This is a genomic window from Streptomyces sp. NPDC059957, assembly GCF_042730015.1.
Taxonomy (GTDB): Bacteria; Actinomycetota; Actinomycetes; order Streptomycetales; family Streptomycetaceae; genus Streptomyces.
This window is the reverse complement of sequence record NZ_JBHWMB010000097.1, coordinates 1-18,121: the sequence shown is the minus strand read 5'-3', so window position 1 is coordinate 18,121 and position 18,121 is coordinate 1. Positions and strand designations below refer to the sequence as shown.

At 74.4% G+C, this 18,121-nt stretch carries 11 protein-coding genes; 7 read left to right on the top strand and 4 right to left on the bottom strand.

Annotated elements, in window-relative coordinates:
* Nucleotides 1-940, top strand: a 940-nt coding sequence (locus tag ACFWBW_RS37465; RefSeq protein WP_385382892.1) for a helix-hairpin-helix domain-containing protein, incomplete at its 5' end; no start/stop codon positions are given.
* Nucleotides 941-1,091: 151 nt separating this feature from the next.
* Here ACFWBW_RS37465 and ACFWBW_RS37460 read toward each other — a convergent pair.
* Nucleotides 1,092-1,562 carry a flavodoxin family protein gene (locus ACFWBW_RS37460; RefSeq protein ID WP_385382911.1) on the bottom strand — a complete coding sequence of 157 codons (471 nt, stop codon included), beginning with the start codon at nucleotides 1,560-1,562 and terminating at the stop codon, nucleotides 1,092-1,094.
* A 250-nt stretch (nucleotides 1,563-1,812) separates the two neighbouring features.
* Between ACFWBW_RS37460 and ACFWBW_RS37455 the strand changes: the two genes are divergently transcribed.
* A complete protein-coding gene (locus ACFWBW_RS37455) occupies nucleotides 1,813-2,259 on the top strand; it encodes a hypothetical protein (protein WP_385382889.1) in 447 nt (148 codons plus the stop codon).
* On the opposite strand, the gene ACFWBW_RS37450 is transcribed toward ACFWBW_RS37455, so the two are convergent.
* Nucleotides 2,230-2,763, bottom strand: a complete 534-nt coding sequence (locus ACFWBW_RS37450) for a hypothetical protein (protein WP_385382887.1) — start codon at nucleotides 2,761-2,763, stop codon at nucleotides 2,230-2,232. The two genes, ACFWBW_RS37455 and ACFWBW_RS37450, sit on opposite strands and share 30 nt — an antisense overlap.
* Before the next feature lie 436 nt (nucleotides 2,764-3,199).
* Here ACFWBW_RS37450 and ACFWBW_RS37445 point away from each other — a divergent pair, with 436 nt between their 5' ends.
* From ACFWBW_RS37445 to ACFWBW_RS37425, 5 genes are read left to right on the top strand one after another with little or no spacing between them, the layout of a single operon-like run.
* A complete protein-coding gene (locus tag ACFWBW_RS37445; RefSeq protein ID WP_385382884.1) occupies nucleotides 3,200-4,054 on the top strand; it encodes a DUF4132 domain-containing protein in 855 nt (284 codons plus the stop codon).
* Nucleotides 4,051-9,033, top strand: a complete 4,983-nt coding sequence (locus ACFWBW_RS37440; RefSeq protein ID WP_385382882.1) for a hypothetical protein — start codon at nucleotides 4,051-4,053, stop codon at nucleotides 9,031-9,033. Before ACFWBW_RS37445 ends, ACFWBW_RS37440 begins: the two co-directional genes overlap by 4 nt.
* A complete protein-coding gene (locus tag ACFWBW_RS37435) occupies nucleotides 9,030-10,235 on the top strand; it encodes an AAA family ATPase (RefSeq protein WP_385382879.1) in 1,206 nt (401 codons plus the stop codon). Before ACFWBW_RS37440 ends, ACFWBW_RS37435 begins: the two co-directional genes overlap by 4 nt.
* Nucleotides 10,236-10,239: 4 nt before the next feature.
* Nucleotides 10,240-14,118, top strand: a complete 3,879-nt coding sequence (locus ACFWBW_RS37430) for a DUF5682 family protein (protein WP_385382877.1) — start codon at nucleotides 10,240-10,242, stop codon at nucleotides 14,116-14,118.
* Nucleotides 14,115-15,908, top strand: a complete 1,794-nt coding sequence (locus tag ACFWBW_RS37425; protein WP_385382875.1) for a hypothetical protein — start codon at nucleotides 14,115-14,117, stop codon at nucleotides 15,906-15,908. The genes ACFWBW_RS37430 and ACFWBW_RS37425 overlap by 4 nt, the downstream gene beginning before the upstream one ends.
* Here ACFWBW_RS37425 and ACFWBW_RS37420 read toward each other — a convergent pair.
* Nucleotides 15,902-16,429, bottom strand: a complete 528-nt coding sequence (locus ACFWBW_RS37420; protein WP_385382908.1) for an NUDIX hydrolase family protein — start codon at nucleotides 16,427-16,429, stop codon at nucleotides 15,902-15,904. The two genes, ACFWBW_RS37425 and ACFWBW_RS37420, sit on opposite strands and share 7 nt — an antisense overlap.
* Before the next feature lie 175 nt (nucleotides 16,430-16,604).
* Nucleotides 16,605-18,121 (bottom strand): phospholipase (locus tag ACFWBW_RS37415; protein WP_385382872.1); only part of this gene is annotated, 1,517 nt, incomplete at its 5' end.

The following is an 18,121-nucleotide window of genomic DNA, read 5'->3' as shown; positions in this document are numbered from 1 at the left end:
GGCCGGCGACGTGATCCCCCGGGTCGAGGCACCGCTGGTCGACCAGCGCACCGGCGCCGAGAGCCCGATCGTCTTCCCCGAGGTGTGCCCCCGCTGTGGCGACGCGATCGACACCTCCGAGCAGCGGTGGCGGTGCGTGCGCGGCCGCGGCTGTCAGGCCGTGGCCTCGGTGATCTACGCGGCCGGCCGCGACCAGCTCGACATCGAAGGCCTCGGCGGCACGCGCGCGATCCAGCTGGTGGACGCCGGTCTGGTCAAGGACGTCGCCGACCTGTTCACGCTGACCCGCGAGCAGCTCCTCGGTCTGGAGCGGATGGGCGAGACCAGCGCCGCCAACCTCCTGGCCGCGATCGAGACTGCCCGCGGGGCCGCATTGAACCGTGTGTTCTGCGCCCTCGGTGTCCGCGGCACCGGGCGCACGATGTCCCGGCGAATTGCCGCGCACTTCGGCTCGATGGCCGCGATCCGGGCCGCCGACGCGGACGTGCTGGCCACAGTCGACGGCATCGGCACCGAGAAGGCCCGCGTCATCGCGGCCGAACTCCTCGAACTCGCACCGCTCCTCGACAGGCTCCAGGCCCAGCGGGTCGGCACGCAGGTCACCGAGCCGCAGCAGCCCGCAACCGAGGCAACCGAGTCAACCGATGCGAGCGGTGCGAGCGACGGCGAGGACAAGGCGGGCGGCCCGCTGACCGGCCAGGCCGTCGTGGTGACCGGCTCCATGAGCGGCCCCCTTGCGGTGCTGTCCCGGAACGAGATGAACGAGCTGATCGAGCGGGCCGGCGGGAAGGCGTCGTCGTCGGTGTCCAAGCGCACCACCCTCCTGGTGGCGGGCGAGAAGGCCGGCTCCAAGCGCGCCAAGGCCGAGGAACTGGGCATCCGCATCCTCGACCCCGAGGAATTCGCCACCCTCGTCACCGACCTCCTCCCCGCCACCTAGGTCAGTGTCGGCCGGTGTATCGCGGCTCAGGCGACTCGCCGCCTGGGCCGGGACGCCGGCCTTTGTCCCGTACGCGCTGCTGATTATTACTCCAGCTGTAGATCGTGATCTTGCTGGTCGGGGATGCGGGGGAGCCCCGGAGCGGCATGTGTCAGGACACCGGCTCTCGCCGGTCCCGCAGTCGCGCGGCGAACGCCCGCGCAGCGGCCAGGTCCCCGTCGTTCGGCCGCTGTTTCTGGATACCGCCGACCAGCTTGAAGGGCATCATGGTGTCCAACGCCCGGCACGAGAAGTTCCCGTCCACCTCGAAGCCCTTGCCTTCGAGGAGCTGGACCAAGGTGCGGGTGAAAGGTGCCAGCGGCAGCTCGGGAAGCCCGCTGGTGGCGAACACGAATGCCCGGCCCCGCCCGGTGGGCAGGGCCTTGACGAAGTCGGTGAGGCGGGGGTGGAGCCTCTGATAGAAGACACCCGAGCCGAATCCCACAAGGTCGGCACCGGCCAGCTCCGCCAAGTCGGCCTGCTCGGGCGAGACGACCTTCGCGCCCAGTACCTGGGCCATGCTGTCGGCGACACGACGCGTATTTCCGTGCGACACGGAGGCGCACACGATGACGGCCTTCATCCTCACGATCCCTTCTTCGGCTTCAGTAATAGGACAGGGCAGCGGCATCAGATGTGACACCACCGGAGTGTGATGGCAGCCACATCATGCGAGGGCAGCCCGAAGCCCTCGTGATCTTGGTGGTAAGGGCGGGGCGGGGAACGGGTACGGCCACCGATGATCATCGTTGTTTGTGAAGACATACGAGGAGTCCTGGTCTTCCACGACGCGGCCTGACCGGGTGCACCTGCTGGAGAAACGGAGCCCAGGAATGAAGAGATCGCCCCTGCTCGGTCCGGCCGAGGCAGCTGCCTACGCCGCGCTCCCACCCCCCGCCCCGCACACCGAGGCCGAACTGGTGGCCCTCGTCACCCTCGTGGCCCGATCAGGGGCGAAGACGGTGGTCATCGGCCACAGCCGCGACAGTGCTTCGGCCGCCGCCGCGTCGGCCTTCGCCACGGCCTGGCGCTCCCGCGGCGGCGAAGTCCTGGACACGGTCACCTGGCCCGAACACGCCGCCTCCTGGCTACGCCCGGCCCGCCGCCTGACAGCGCCCACCCCCGACGCATGGGTGATCGCCGCAGCCCCCCTCGGCTGGGCCCAGATGACCCGCCGCCTCCTCCACAGCACTCCCTGGATCCCGTCGCGCACCTTCGGTCCCGACAGGCAGGAATGGGCGGCGCCGGTTTCATCGCGCCGAGCCGGGGAGGGAGGGTGAAGGAGCGAAGCGGATCTTCTGGGCGCCTTTCCCGTCGCCCTTCCAGTCGAGGAACAAGATCACGTCGGTGACGAGGCGGTGTCGGGCGGACCACTGTGAGGAGTAGGCCGCGGGGGTCGTGGACCCGTCCTTCGTCCTGTTGAGTGCCCGGGCCAGGTCGGTGCGCCTGGTGACGGCCATACCGCCTCCGACGGTCATCGCCGTCACCTCGACGTACGTGCCCGTGGCGTTGAAGACGGGGCCCGGGCCGGTGGAGGCTTCAGGCAGGTCCCAGGAGAGCGTCGCCCAGTGCCGGATGATGCCGCCGGATCCGGTGACACAGGCTTTGACGGTGAACTTCCAGTTGTCGGGCCAGGCTCCGCTGTAGGCGGGGTTGTCGACGGTCTTGGACGACGCCTTGCACCGCTCCACCGCATGCGCGGGACTGATCCCCGCCGCACCCGCGATGACGGAGGCCGTCGCCAGTACCACCGAGAGCCGCCGGGCGGGGGATGTCCTGAGCATGGGGTGCGCCTCCAATGGTCGAGTGACCGGGTCAACGAGACGGCGCCTGGAAGGAAGCGCAGCCGGCCGTCGCGGCACGCACAGCCCGGGCATCGCAGTTGCCCGCCGGTGCGTACGAGGAACCAGGGGGGAGCCGCGGACCCGCAGAGGGCAGCCGGCACTTGACGTACGTACCTCCGCCGACGGCCTGCGATTTCGGGATTTCACACCGCACCCACGACGGCCGGTCCACGTCGAGTCCGGCGAGGGACGCGCGTCGGTCCGGGGCATCGCTCCGGGCCCCGCGGGCGTGATCCGTCCTCCCTGTAGTGCTCCGGAGGCATTGTCCGAGGCTGCCCCTAGAGTCACACCAACGTGATCGCGGCGGCGCTGCGACCGGGGGTGTGCCATGCCGTGCCATGCCCCGGACCAGGCCGTCTGACCGAGGAGACAGCACATGGGGTGGGTTCCGGCCGGCGACTACGAAGTCGCCCTCGACGACGGGAAAGTGGTCTGCCGCAATGCGGCGGGTCGCCGGCTGAAGACGGTCCCGGGGAAACTCGCGGACGACCCGGCCGTGGTCGGACTGCGCCAGCTGGTGGAGTGGCTGGACCGGCACGAACGCCAATGCGTCGCCGACGTGGAGCGCTGGATGGTGCGCTCGCTGCCCGTCCCCATCGCGGCGATCGCCCAGGTGTGGCCGGACACGGCCTGGCGCTCCGCGCTGTACGACCTCGTTGTCACGGGCGAGGACGGCGAAGTCGCCGGCTTCCTGCGTGACGCCGACCCCGTCCGGGGCCTCGGCCTGGTCGACCTCGACGGCGACACGGTGCGCATCAGCCCCGAGCTGGTCCGCATCCCGCACCCGGTACTGCTGGCGGACCTGGAAGAACTCCGCGAGTTCGCGGTCGAACTCACCGTGGACCAGCGGGTGCAGCAGCTCTTCCGCGAGGTCTGGCACCGCCCGGCGGAACTGGACCCGGAGACCGCCTCGGTCGACGAGTACGCGGGCGGCGCCTTCAAGGAACTGCGGTTCCTCCACGGGCGCACCACCCAGCTCGGCTACCGGGCCCGCGGCGGCCAGGCGGTGTGCCCGGTCGTCGAGGACGGCCGGGCGGTCGAGGCGCGCATCTGGATCGGCGACTACGACAGCTACGAGCGGACCGAGACCGGCTCGCTGACCTGGACCGACGCCGCGGGCCGGGCACTGACCGCCGGACAGATCGGCCCGGTCGCCTGGTCGGAAGGCATGCGCATGGCGGCGGCCCTGTACGCGGGACGCGACATCGAGGACGAGGAGCAGGCGGCATGAACACCGACGACATCACCCGGGCCGCGGCCCTGCTGGACGCCGGGGCGATCCTGCGCGCCGGCACCGTCGCCCGTGACGACGCCGACACCCTCACAGCCCGCACGTACACCCACCCGGCCCTGGACGACCGGCGCGTGGTGCGCCTGGTCGCGGGCACCCTGGGCGAGGCCGAGGACCTGGCACTGGACTTCCTCGGACTCGCCCGCGAGCCCGACGCCCCCGAGGTGGGGCAGATACGCCGCGAGACACTGGGCTTCCCCGCCTGGGCCCTGGTCAACGATCCGGCCAACGGCCACCACGCGCTGGCCCTGGTCAAGGACATGGAACGGCTGGCCCGCCAGGCAAAGTCCCGGGCCGGCGCCGCCAAGGACGGCTTCGAGGCACTCGCCACCCGGCTAGGCCGCGCCGTACCGCACTTCCTGCCGACGTTCTACGAGCAGGCCGCACGCGTCTTCCTCCAGCACGACAACACCACCTACGCCGCGACGCTCTTCGGCAAGGCGCGCGCCGCCGAGCGCGTCCACGGCCTGCCGGTCGACGAGGAGCGGCAGCGGGCCGTCTTCCTGGAGTTCGCCTTCGCCGGGGCCCTGACCGTCAAGGCGCTCAAGGACCACGCGCAGGACCTTTCGCGTCGCCTCGACCCGGCCGAGGCCTGGGCGCAGTTCCGGCAGCTCGCCGTCGAACGCTGCGGTGCGGGCATGGCTCCGTACGCCGCCCTGCCGCAGGACGCCCGCGCCCTCGTCAAGGCCGCGGGCCTGGACCGGGAGACCGCCGAGAGCGCCTTCGTCGGCGACCTGATCACCTCACCGAGCATCGTCCGGGCCCCCGCGTCGTTCTGGACCGCCTACCGCCCGACCCTGGTGGCGCTCGCCGCCGCACGACCGGAGATCCGTACCCGCCTGTTGGAGATCATGCCGACCGGCCTCGGCGATGACCGCAAGGCCGACGAGGCCTGGCTTTCGCTGCTCGCGGAGACGGGCGCGGACGCCCTGCTCACCGACGCGGAGAGCACGGACGGCGTCGACCCCGCGGACTGGCTCAGCCGCTGGGCCCTGCACCGCAAGCACGGCTCGTCCAGTTCGCAGCGCTGCGCGCACACCCTCGCCCTCGTCGAGCGCATGGCCCCCCGGCTGCGCGCCGACGGCCGCCCCGTCGACCTCTTCCAGGGACGCTGGCACGCGGGCGCCGACCTGGACCTGCTCGACGCCTGCGTGGCCTGGGACATCCCCGTCACCGAACCGGCCGCGGGCGCCAACGTCCACCTCCCGCTGGAGCGCTGGATCGGCGACGACACCCCGGGCCGCCGCGACCTGACGGCCGTCGCAGCCCGCCCCCGCCTGCGCGGACTGCTGTACGACGCGCTGAACGCAATGAACGGCCACCGCTCGAAGGACCCCGTGCTCGCCGCGATCGCCGCCCACCCGGTGCTCGGCGCCGTGCTCCACGACTGGCTGCGCGATCGCGCCGCGGAACTCACCGGGGCGGCGGGACTGCCCGGTTCGCGAGCGGCGCTCCGCCGCCTGTCGTCCTTCCGTTCGGTCGCCGGCCAGGTCAACGCGGAGGCCATCGCCCGGATCGCCGCCCACGACCTGGCGCCGGTCCTCGGGGCCACCCTGCGCGCCGGCGTCCTGGACGAACTGGGCTGGCCCGCCCTGGAAGAGACCTACCGGCGGCTCGACACCGACCGGAGCGACCAGCACCACTGGATGGTGGTCGCCGAGGCCTGGCCCGCCCTGGTCCTCGCCAACCGCCACACGGCCGTCGTGGTCGGCCCCGAAGGGGTGCTGCTCGAACACGAGCTGCGCCTGCCCGCCGACCTGGACCGCTGGCGGCGCCCCCGCTTCCGGTACACCGACGGCGAACTGCTGGTCATCTGGGCGGAGGACGGCAAGCAGCGCGCGTACTGGTCGAACCGCCCCGGCGAACCCTTCACCCTCGGCGGCGAGCAGCTGCCGCAGTGGTGGAACGGGCAGGACGTCGGCTCCCCGTCGCTGCCCCTGCCCGGCGGTGGCCGCGCCACGGGCGGCCGCACCCTGCACGCGGGCGACACCACCCTGCCGTCCACCCGCCCCGTGCTGGGCGACGGCACCGGCCACTGGCGCCAGGGCAAGCAGGGCCGCGACCACTGCTGGGTCGAGTACGACCCGGCGGGCGGCACCCACGGGCGTGCTTCGCTGCCCGCCTTCCTGCAGTCGGGAATCCGTGACGGCGCCCGCCTCGTGACCGAGGAATGCGAGGTCCTGCCACTGCTCCCGGGCCTGGAGACCACGCCGTTCGGCACCGACGGCACCGTCCTGGGCCGCTGGGTGCGCACCGAGGGACAGGACCCCGACCGACGCGTCACCTCCGGGACCCCCGACGGGCGGACCGTCACCCTGGCCGTCGCGCCGGGCCGCCGGGACCAACCCGTACCGCTGGGCGCCCTGCGGCTGCCGGGCGGAGCCGAGCCCCTCGCCGCCGTCGTCGGCGGCACCGTCGAGCTCTATCCGGCGGGCGCCGTCACCACCGACGCGCTGGGATCGGCCCCCCTGGGAGAGCAGGGCGGCGAGTACGCCGCCGGCACCCGGTACGTCCCGCCGCCCGCGTTCTGGCACGCCCTGCGCCCGCGCGACGAGCGGGGCTCGGCCACCCTGCGCGCGGTCACCGACGCGCAGATCGCGACCCTCCTCGACGCCGTCGACACGGCACTGGCCAAGCGAAAGGCCGCGGTCGACGCCGACAAGTCGTACAACGGCCCCTCCGCGGACGAGCTCATCGAGGCGGCCGTCGCCACGGCGCTCCCCGCGCTGACCGACGCCCGGCTGCTCACCGGCGTGAGCGTGCTCGTGCGGACGGCCGCCCGCCATCGCGCCGACATCGCCGCGTACGCAGCACCCCCGCAGGCCGAACCGCACGGCGGGAAGCGGCACGGCGACGGGATGTACGCCGACCACCGGCCCGTCCACGGGGACGACGCGACCCTGACCGCCGCCGTGGACGGGCTCGCCGCGCCGGGCCGATACGGCTACTGGGGGCGCGAAGCGAAGTGGAGCGGCCTCCAGCAGATCCTCTCCGTCAACCAGGTCCTGTCCGGCAGGCCCGCAGACGGCAAGCCGCTGCCCGACCCCACCCCGTTGCCGGCACTCGGCGACGGCTGGACGAGCGAGACCCACACCGTCCCCGGCATCGACCTGGGCTGGCTGCCCTTCCTGGACGCCCTGGGCCCCCTCGCCTACCGCGCCACCGCCCCCACCACCACCGGCGAACACCGGGAGGCACTGCTGCTCCTCCTGGAAGCGGTCGCCACCGGCCCGCTCGCCAACCCCGCGGGCGCCCTGCGGCAGGTCATGCTCTGCGAGGAGGACAGCGAGGACCAGGTCGGCAAGAAGCAGCGGCTCGGCCAGGTGCTGCGCCGCGGCGACCGCACGGTGGTGATCCTCGGCCGCGGGCACACCCAGCGCAACGACCGCGTCCACTGGCTCGCCCTCGACCACGACCCGGAAGGGGCGTTCGGCCAGATCGCCGACTTCACCCACCACGAGGACCAGCGGTACACCCCCGCCCTCCCGCACGAGCGCCTGCTCCCGCTGATCCGCCTCGTCCGCGAGCGCGGCGCCGCGCCGTGGCGGCCCGAGGCGCCCGTCGCACTCGACGCCGCCACCGGCATAGGCCCCGCACAGGCGGCCCTCCTCGTCGCGGCGGGGACCGGTGAACTCGACGCGGCAGGGCTGGCCCTGGTGGGCCTGGGGGTCCGGCAGGCCGAACGGGCCGACGTCAGGCTGAGCGCGCTCGGCGGCGCCAACCGGCGGGCACTGCTGGACGCGCTGCTCCCCGCCGACCCCGCCGACCTGTGGGAGACCGGTCCCGACACCGCGGCGGCCGCCAAGACCTGGGCGGAGCGCCTCGGATCGCTGGTCCGACTGCCGGAGGAGCTGGCAGACGTCCTGGCCGGTGTCTCCATCGCGTCGGCCGAAGCCGTCCTCAACCCCGGCCACACCGCGTGGCTCAGCCGCACCACCCCGATGCGGCTCGACAAGGACGGCAACCTCGTCGCGGAGGACCCGGCCGCGGTCCCGGGCCGCGGCAACCTCACCAGCGCCGTGGCCGCGCTCAGCGGGCTCGCCTACGGACTGCCGTACGGCCATCCGCTGCGCGCCCACCTGCCGGCCGGACTCGCCGCGCTGCGCAGGCGCCTGGCCGACCCCGGCCTCATCCTCGACCTGGACGTGGAGTGGACGGAGAAGGGCACCGCGACCGCGGCCCCGCTGCGCACCGCGTACGGCCTTCCCGCGACGGGAGGAGCGGGAGCCGACGGCCTCACCCGGCTCGGGGACGCCCTCGTGCTGCGCCCCTGGTACGGCGACACCGAGATGACGTTGGTGCGTACGGCCGGGATCACCGGCGCGGACGATCCCGTCCTCGGGCTGCTCGAAGGGCTGGTCGGCCCGGGCCGCGGCCACTCCCTGGCCGCCGTGCGGTCCCTGCTCGGCGAGGACCTGGAACAGGCCGTCCTGGCCGGATCGGCTCCCGGCGGCTTCAGCGGCTACGCCCAGGACCCCGCCCGCTCGGCCCCGGAGCTGGTCGCAGAGGTGGCCGCGACCCACGGGCTGGGCGACGACGCGGCCGCGCTCTACCTGCAACTGCTCGCGCTGCCCGACCCGACCGACCGCGACCGTGCCCGGTGGACCGGCTGGACGCCGGGCCGGTCGAAGAAGGCCAGGACCGAACTGGCCGCCACCGGCCTGGTCCTGGAGGCCAAGCGGTCCCGCGCGGGCCGGACCCTGTTCCTGCCCTGCGGCTGGCACGAGTTCAAGGCCCCCGCCCTGCCGGTGGAGACCTGGAAGGAACCCCTCTACCCGCTCCGCGACCACACCCGGGCCGTGCCGCACCTGCCGGTGCCCGCCCTGTTCGCCCGCGCATGGGGCCGTGTCAAGGACGGCGATGCCCCCGCCTTCGAAGAACTCACCACCCGCGCCACCCGGAAGGGCCGCCGCCGATGACCACCGACACCACCGACTCCACCGTTTCCGCACCCGCACCCGCCCCCGCACCCGCGTCCGCCCGGCAGGTCAGCCCGCCCGAGGACCGCCACGCCACCGAACTGGCCTTCCTCGCCGCCTATGACGACGGCCCCCGCCCGCCCGCCTGGCTGCTGAGCCCGCGCGCCGTCGTCACCTTCGTGATGGGCAGCGCAGGCGAGGCCCTGCGGCTGCCCGAGGGCGCCCCGGCGCCCGACGGCGTCCCGCGCAAGCTGGTGGTCGAGCAGAAGTTCGTCGGCGACCGCGCCCTGGTGGAACGCTGTGTCGTCACGCTGGCCGGAGAACGCGGGCTGCTGCTGGTCGGCGAGCCCGGCACCGCCAAGTCGATGCTCTCCGAGCTGCTGTCCGCCGCTGTTTGCGGCACCAGCGGCCTGGTGGTGCAGGGCACCGCCGGCACCACCGAGGACCAGCTCAAGTACGGCTGGAACTACGCGCTGCTCCTGGCCCAGGGCCCCACCCGGCAGGCCTTGGTGCCCTCCCCGGTCCTCACCGCCATGACCCGTGGCGCCGTGGCCCGTGTCGAGGAGATCACCCGCTGCCTGCCCGAGGTCCAGGACGCCCTGGTCTCACTCCTGTCCGAACGCCGCATCGCCGTGCCGGAACTGGCCGGCAGCGCCGACGCCCTCGCCCACGCCGCCCCCGGCTTCACCCTCATCGCGACCGCCAACCTCCGCGACAGGGGCGTCTCCGAGATGTCCGCGGCCCTCAAGCGCCGCTTCAACTTCGAGACCGTCGGCCCCATCGGCGACCTGGACGCCGAGACCGCCCTGGTACGCCGCCAGGCCCACGCGGCCGTCACCCGGGCCGGTGCCCCCTTCCAGGTTGACGACGCGGTCCTCGAAGCCCTCGTGACCGCCTTCCGCGACCTGCGGGACGGGCGGTCGGCCGAAGGCTGGGAGGTCGAGCGCCCCTCCACGGTGATGAGCACCGCGGAGGCGGTGTCCGTGGCCGGTTCCCTGGCCCTGGCCGCCGCGTACTTCCCCGGCGACCGGGACGTGCTGTCCCTGCTCCCCGGCCACCTGCTGGGCGTGGTCCGCAAGGACGACCCGGCCGATGCCGCCCGGCTGCTGGGCTACTGGGACGGCGCGGTGCGCCGCCGCGCCGAGCAGGGTTCGGCGACCTGGCGCACCCTGTGGGACCTGCGCCCGGCCCTGGAGAGCTGACGCCATGACCGTTCCGTCCCCGGCAGCCGCCACCACTGCGGAAGCCTCCACCGCCCCGCCGGGCTCCACTGCCCCGCCGGGCTCCACTGCCCCGCCGGGCTCCACCGCCCCGCCGGCCTCCACCGCCCCGTCCGGCTCCACCGCCCCCGCCATGACTCCGGACGAGGCGGTGGCGGCCCTGACCGACCCCACCACTCCGTACCTCATCGGCGTGCGCCACCACGCGCCGTCGCTTGCCGCCGTCATGCCGGAGCTACTGGACGCGGCGAAGCCCGAGGTAGTGCTCGTCGAGCTCCCCGCGGATCTGCAGGAGTGGCTGCCCTGGCTCGCCCACGCCGACACCCGGGCCCCCGTCGCCCTGGCCGCCGTCCCCGCCACCTCCCGCGGGGACGGCGCCGGGGACGGGCGCGGGCCCGCCTTCTACCCGTTCGCCGACTTCTCTCCCGAACTCGTCGCCCTGCGCTGGGCCGCCCGCCACGACATCCCCGTGATCGCCTGCGACCTTCCGCTGTCCGACCCGGCCCGGCACGAGCCCCGGCGCCCGGCCGGGGCGGGCCACGAAGGACCCGGGCTGCGCGAGGCGCTCACCGCACGCCTCACCGGCCGTCCCGGCGAGGACCTGTGGGACCGCCTGGTGGAAACCGCCGCCCCCGGCTCGACGCCCGAGGCGCTGCGCCGTGCCGCCCTGCTCACCGGCTGGGCACTGCGACACGACGCCGAACGGGCCGGGGCGGTGGCCGAGTCGGACCTGGCCCGCGAGCGCTGGATGCGCGCCCGGATCGACGAGGCCACGGCCGCCGGCCGCCGGGCCGCCGTGGTCGTGGGCGCCTTCCACACCCCGGCGCTGCTGGGCCCCGGGCCCGGCCCGGTGCCGCCCGAGGATGCGCTCCCCAGCGGTCCGGCCTGGACCGTCTCCCTCATCCCGTACACCTATCCGCTGCTGGACGAGAGGTCCGGCTATCCGGCCGGCATCCGCGACCCCGAATGGCAGCACCTCGTCCTGGAGGCGGCGGGCCGTCCGGCCGCCGTACACGAGGCACTGCTCACCACGGCCGTGCGGATCTGCGGCGAACTGCGTGCACAGGACCACCCCTCGGGGCCCGCGGATGCCCGCGAGATCGTCCGGCTGGCGGGCGACCTCGCCCGGCTGCGCGGCCTGCCCGCGCCCGGCCGCGGCGAACTCATCGAGGCCGTGCAGACCGTACTGACCCAGGGTGAACCGCTCGGCCGCGGGCGCGCTGTCGCCCGATCGCTGGAACGGGTCCTGGTCGGCACCCGCTCCGGCCGGCCCGCGCCTGCCGCCCCGCGCAGCGGTCTGGCACCGGCCGTTGAGGACGAGGTCGCGGCCTTGGGCCTGCCAGGTCCCGCCGACACGGGTCCGGCCGCCCGCGACCTGCGGCTCGACCCCTTGCGCTCGGACCTCGACCGCCGCCGCGAGCTCCTGCTGCGCCGGCTGACGGTCTGCGGCATCCCCTACGCCACGTCGACGCCCGTCACGGGCGCCGGCGCAGGCGAGGCCGTGACCACCCGGTGGGAGGTGCGCTGGACCCCGGCCACCGCCGCCATGCTCACCGCCGCCGGAATCCGCGGCGTCACCCCGGCCCAGGCCGCCGAAGGCCTGCTGCGCGAACGACGCCGCGCCGAACAGGACGACGGAGGGCCCACCGCCGCCCAGAGCATCGACGGCCTCGCGGAGGCCGCTGCCTGCGGACTGCCCGCGCTGGCCGACGAACGGCTCACGGAAGTGGGCGAGGGCGTCCCGGCCACCGGCACGCTGCCCCAACTGCTGTCCGCCCTCGGCCTGCTGGACCGCATCCGGGCCGGCCACGTCGCCGGACTCGGCACGGACCCGGACCGCGCCGCGCGGTCGGCGGCGGCAGGCGAACTGCTCACCTCGGCCGCCGTCCGCCAGGTCGACGGCCTCACCGGCTCCGACGACCCCGACGACGCCCGGGCACTGCTCGAACTCGCCCACCGCGCGGACGTCTTCGGCGGGATCCGACTCACCGACGCCCTCAGCAGGCTGGCCGCCGACGGCTCGCCGCTGATGTCCGCCGCGGCCGGAGCCGTCCGCGTCCTGCTGGGCCACGAGGACGCGCACGTCTTCGGCACCCGTACCGCGTCCTGGGTGGACGCGGCCACCGATGCCGCCACCCGGACCGCGCTGACCGCCCGCCTCACCGGCCTGCTCACCGCGGCCGCCCCGCTCCTGGAGACCATGGCTCCCGTCCTCGACCCGGTGCTGGACCGGGTCACCGCCCTCGCGGACACCGCTTTCCTGGACCGCCTGCCCGCGCTGCGCGGCGGCTTCGACACCCTCAGCCCCGCCTCCCGCGACCGGCTGCTCACGGCGGTGGAAGACCGGCTCGGCGACGCGGTCGGCCTGGTAACCGACACGGACGGCATCGACCCGGCCGCGCTGGCGCTGTGGACCCGCGCAGATCTGGCCGCCCGCGAGACCCTGGCCCGGCTGGGCCTCCTGCCTTCTGTTCCCCCGGCGGGTCCCGACGTCCGCGGACCGTCCGCGACGCCGCCGCACGACGGCGATCACCGCCCCGGCGAACCGTCACCAGCCTCCCTGGCGGAGCCCACGCCCCCTGACCCGACCGGTACGTCACCGCACGCCCCCGGCCACCCACCGGCCCCGGACGCCGCTGCACCCGGCGGCACCGCCGACCGCACGGCCGCGCAGCGGGCCGGCCTGCCACCGGCAGCAGTCCTGGCGGCGCCCGCCGCATCGGGGCGCGCGGCCGGGGAGGCCGCACCCGCGGGGGACCGCGTCCTGGCCCCCGCCGACCGCTGGCGACTGCTGCTCGGCCGCCGTACCGACCAACTACCCCCATCCGCAGCACCGCTGGCCACCGCGCTGGACGAGCTGTACGGCAACGGCCGCGGCGAAGGCTCCCGCGGCGATCTCGGCGCGGGCAACCGCGGCGGCCGCCAGGCGCCCTACCCCGGCGTCCGCGAATGGTCCGAGGAACTGTCCGCCCTGTTCGGCCCCGGCATCCGCGAGGAGGTCCTCGCCGCGGCCGCCGCGGCCGGCCGCCGCGACGTCCTGGGCGAACTCGACCCCGCCGGCGTCCGCCCCTCCGTCGACCTGCTGCGCACCGTCCTTCAGCACGCGGGCGGCCTCCCCGAAGCCCGGCTCGGCGCACTGCGCCCCCTGGTCCGCCGGCTCGTCGACGAACTCACCCGGCAGCTGACCACCCGGCTGCGCCCCGCCCTGACCGGCATGACACTGCCCCGCCCGAGCCGACGCCCCGGCGGACAGCTCGACCTGGCACGCACCCTGCGCGCCAACCTCGCCACCGCGCGCCGGACCCCCGACGGCAGCGTCCAGGTCATCCCCGAACACCCGGTGTTCCGCTCCCGCGCCCGGCGCGCCGCCGACTGGCGGCTGGTCCTGGTCACCGAGGTCTCAGGATCTATGGAGGCCTCCACCATCTGGTCGGCCCTCACCGCCGCCGTCCTGGCCGGAGTGCCCACCCTCTCCACCCACTTCCTCGCCTTCTCCACCGAGGTCATCGACCTCACCGACCACGTGCACGACCCGCTGTCCCTGCTGCTGGAGGTACGGGTCGGCGGCGGCACCCACATCGCCGCCGGGCTGCGCCACGCCCGCACCCTGGTGACCGTGCCGTCCCGCACCCTGGTCGTCGTGATCAGCGACTTCGAGGAGGGCTATCCGGTCGGCGGGCTCCTCTCCGAGGTACGCACCCTCGTCGGAGCCGGGTGCCATGTACTCGGCTGCGCGAGCCTCGACGACTCCGGCCGCCCCCGGTACTCGACCGGCGTCGCCGGGCAGCTCGTCGCCGCCGGGATGCCGGTGGCTGCCCTCAGCCCGCTCGAACTCGCCCGCTGGGTAGGGGAGAAGATCGCATGAGCCCGCACAGCCAGCTCCTGCCCGCTGTCGCACCCGCCGTGACCGCCGAGATCGTCGGCGCGCTCTCGCCCAGACTGCGCAAGCGGCTCGACGCCGCCATCACCAAGATCGCCGACCGGCCCGTCACCCGCGACGGCGACACCGTACGGATCGCGGTCGACGACGAAACCGGCCTGGAACTCCACGCCCCCGCCGGGGTGGTGGCCACGGCGGACGCGATCCGCTGCGGCTGCCTGCTCGCCCCGGGCTGCCTGCACCGGGCGGCGATCGCGTCCGCCGCGCCGGTGGCCGACCCCGCGGCCGGCCCGCTCCGCGACACGGACGCCGGGCCATCGTCCTCCGGCGAGGACACCGGATCCCCGCAGCCGCCGGAGGCCGAGGAGAGTGCGGCCACCCCCGAGCAGCGTGCCGCCGCCGGCCACCTGTGGGCCGCGGGCGCCGCCGTGCTCGACACGGGCATCGAAGGCGCCGGAGCAGTCCTGCAGTCCGAACTGCTGCGGGCGGCCCACACCGCCAAGCTCGGCGGTCTGCCCCGCCCGGCCGCGGCCGCCGTCTCCGTCGTCACCGCGCTGCGCTCCGCCCGCTCCGCCGACCCCGCCCACCGCCTCGCCGACCTCACGGCAGCCGTCCGCGAACTGCTCGCCGCCGCCCACCGGCTTCCCGACGCCACCGGCCCCGAACTGGCCGCCCTGCGCGGCACCGCCCGGCAGACCTACGTACCGGACGGATCCCTGCGCCTGTACGGCCTGTTCACCGAACCCCTGATCACCGCCGGCGGCTACGCGGGTGCCATCACCTGGACCGCCGCCGCCGACGGCCGCCTCTACACCGTCTCGGACATCGCCCCGGGCGGCCCCGGCCGTGCCACGGCGGCAGCCGGGCGCACCGTACGCCTGGGCGATACCGCGCTCACCCACCGCCAGTTGTCCCACGCCGGGCTCGTCCTGTCGGGGGCCACCGTCTCGCCCACCGGCCGCCTCGGTGCGGGCGCCGGGAGCAAGGCGGTCCAGGCGGCGGGCGCGGCCTGGACGGACGAACCCATTGCCGCCCTGTGGGACCCGCCGGCCGCCGCACAGGCCGCGCGCGCCCTGCACTCCGAGGCTCCCGGCGGCGACCTGCTCTTCCTCGACGTGACGATCCTGGGCCCCGCCCGCGAGACCGGCGGTGACTGCCTCCTCGCCACGTGCGACGACCTGACGCTCCGCCTCACCGCGGCCCACGAGCATCCCGCGCTGGCGTACCGCGACAACCTCCGGATGCTGGCAGCCCTGCCCGGCGCGCGCCTGCGCGTCGTCGGCCGTCTCGTCCCGGACTCCCGGCCCGGCCTCCAGCTCTTGGCGGCCGCCCATCCGGCGGATCCCGCCCGGCGCGTCGACCTGGGCCTGGACCGCCTGCAACGTGCCGACCTCCCCTCCGCCCCGCCGCCTCCCGTCGCACACGTTCCCACCGGCCGGGGGGCGGACCCGGCACCCCTCCACCTCCTGCGCCGCCGCCTCGAACAGGCCGTCGCCGCCGGACGCCCCTTCCTGGCCGTCCCCGGATCGCTGTCGGCAGACTCCGTGCAGCTGCGCCGCTCGGCCCTCCCCACCGCCGCCGACCTCCTGGCCGAACTGCAACGCACCGCCACCCGGCGCGCCCGGGACCCCTTCGGCCGCCTGCTCCCCGCCGACCCGACCGACTTCGCCCGCGCCTGGCTGGGCGCGGCCCTGTACGCCGAGACGGCGGAGACCTCACTGTGTGCGGCGGCGTGGCAGCCGGCCCGGCCGGCTGGGGTGCGGGGCTCTCAGTAGGTGTGTCCCGTGTGCGCGAGCGCTTGTTTCAGCAGCACGCCGTGGCCGCCGGGGATCTCGTTGTGCACGGCGAGGTCGGCGGCCTCCTGGGGAGTGAACCAGACCAGGTTCAGCGCGTCCTGCCGGGGCCGGCAGTCGCCGGCCACCGGGACGACGTAGGCCAGCGACACCGCGTGCTGGCGGGGGTCGTGATAGGCGGTGAAGCCGGCGGTGGGGAAGTACTCGGCGACGGTGAAGGGCTGGAGGGATGCGGGGACACGGGGCAGAGCCACCGGCCCGAGGTCCTTCTCCAAATGGCGCAACAGCGCGTCACGGACCCGCTCGTGATGCAGGACGCGTCCGGACACGAGGGTCCGGCTCACCGTTCCGTCCGGACCCATGCGCAGCAGCAGCCCGATGCTGGTGACTTCGCCGCTCTCGTCTACCCGCACAGGAACCGCTGTCACATACAGGATCGGCATTTGGGCCCTGGCCACTTCGAGCTCGTCCGTGGTCAGCCAGCCGGGCGTGGTTTCGGTCATGTCAGACATTGCTTGATCGTACTTTCCAGGGGCCGGTAGCCGCAGGACCCACCGGCCGGTTCACCGAGGTTTGCGACGACCGGTGGGCTCGGACCCGGGCGGCACCCACCCGCCGCGTCCCCGTCCCCCGGTACGTCACGCCGTGGGGTGGGGCGTCACGCCGTGGGGCGGGACGTCAGCCCTGGCAGAGTCCGCGGGCGTGGTCGTACGTCGCCGTGGCCTGGGAGTAGCGCCACTGCGGGTCCAGCAGGTCGCTCTTCAGCTGTGCGGCCGCGGCCGGGCTCTCGATGACGTAGCCGAAGTCCTGCAGCCAGGAGGGGTAGAGGTTCTTGGAGCCGATGTAGAAGGCCGCGCCGTCGACCGAGACGAGCTTGTGGTGCTGGGCGTACGGCTTGCCGTCGGCCCAGGTCGGCTGGTCGGAGGCCCGGAACGTGGCCAACTGGAGGTTCTCGCAGAAGGCTGTCCGCGCCCGGGCGGAGTCACCTGTCAGGGCCGTCACCCGGCCGCGCAGGGCGTCGCTCACCTCGGAGAGCGACTTGATCTGTGAGTAGCCGCCGCTGCCGATCGTGCCGCGGTTCGCCGGATCGCTCACGACGATGCGGACCTTCACGCCGGAGACGAGCTTCGCGGCGAGGGCGTCGTAGAGGCGTACGTCGTAGCGGGGCAGCGGCGGGCAGGTGGCGTGCACGTCCTGCTGGGAGATCTCGATGTGCGAGTTCGCGCTGGAGACGAGGGCGCGCAGTGCGCTCTCTTCGGGGTTGACCGTGTCGTAGTCCCGGTCGGCGTTGGTGTAATCGTGCAGACCGATCCCGCACTTGGTGTCGCCGGCCGTCGGCAGGACCGGGCGGAACGAGGAGGCGGGGTCGTTCTGGCGGATGCCCACACCGAGTCCGCCGACGGCGAGCGCGGGCACGTCGCCCCCGCCCTGCGGCGAGGCGGGCCGGGGCAGGGCGGGCATGCAGTCCGCGCCGGGTGAGGCGGCGAACCAGACCGCGCTCCAACTGGTCTTGTTCCGGCAGGTCCAGTCCCAGAGGGAGTCGAGGTAGCGGCCTGCTGAGCCCGCCGCGGGCCCGGAGAGCGCGAGGTCGACGTCGTTCACCGGGTGGGTGGTGTCCAGGTAGTCGTCCTTCCAGCTGTTGATGCCGCCCGTGATGACCGAACTGCCGTCCACCACCACGAGCTTGGAGTGGTTCCAGGAGAAGGCGGTCTTCGAGGTGGTCATCGAGGCCACGTTGAGCGTGATGCGGCCCGCGGCGGCCGGGCCGAGTCGCGTGAGCAGCTCGTCCCGGTACGAGGACGGGATGACCGTGGAGTGGTAGAGGGGTGCGGCGCCCACCAGGATGCGCACCTTGAGCCGGTTGCCCTTCCGGGTCGATTCCCTGAGGCCGGCGATGATCGCTTCCTGGTAGCCCCCGTTGGGGAAGGGTGCCAGCGTCGATATGTCCACCGTCTGCCGGGCATCGGCTATGTCCTGGCGCATCTTCTCCAGAAGGCGGCGCGATCCGGGCCGGTCGGCACACGTGGCGTCGCCCCAGCAGCCGGGCGTCTGGAGAAGCCAGTCGGCGCCCCCGGGCTCGGACGAGCCGAGCCGGTTGCCGGAAGTGCGTTCCCACATCGAGCCCTCCAGGCCCGGCGATACCTGACGCAAGGTCTGCTCGACCGAGTCCAGGTGTGGTGTGGGCGCGTCCGCGG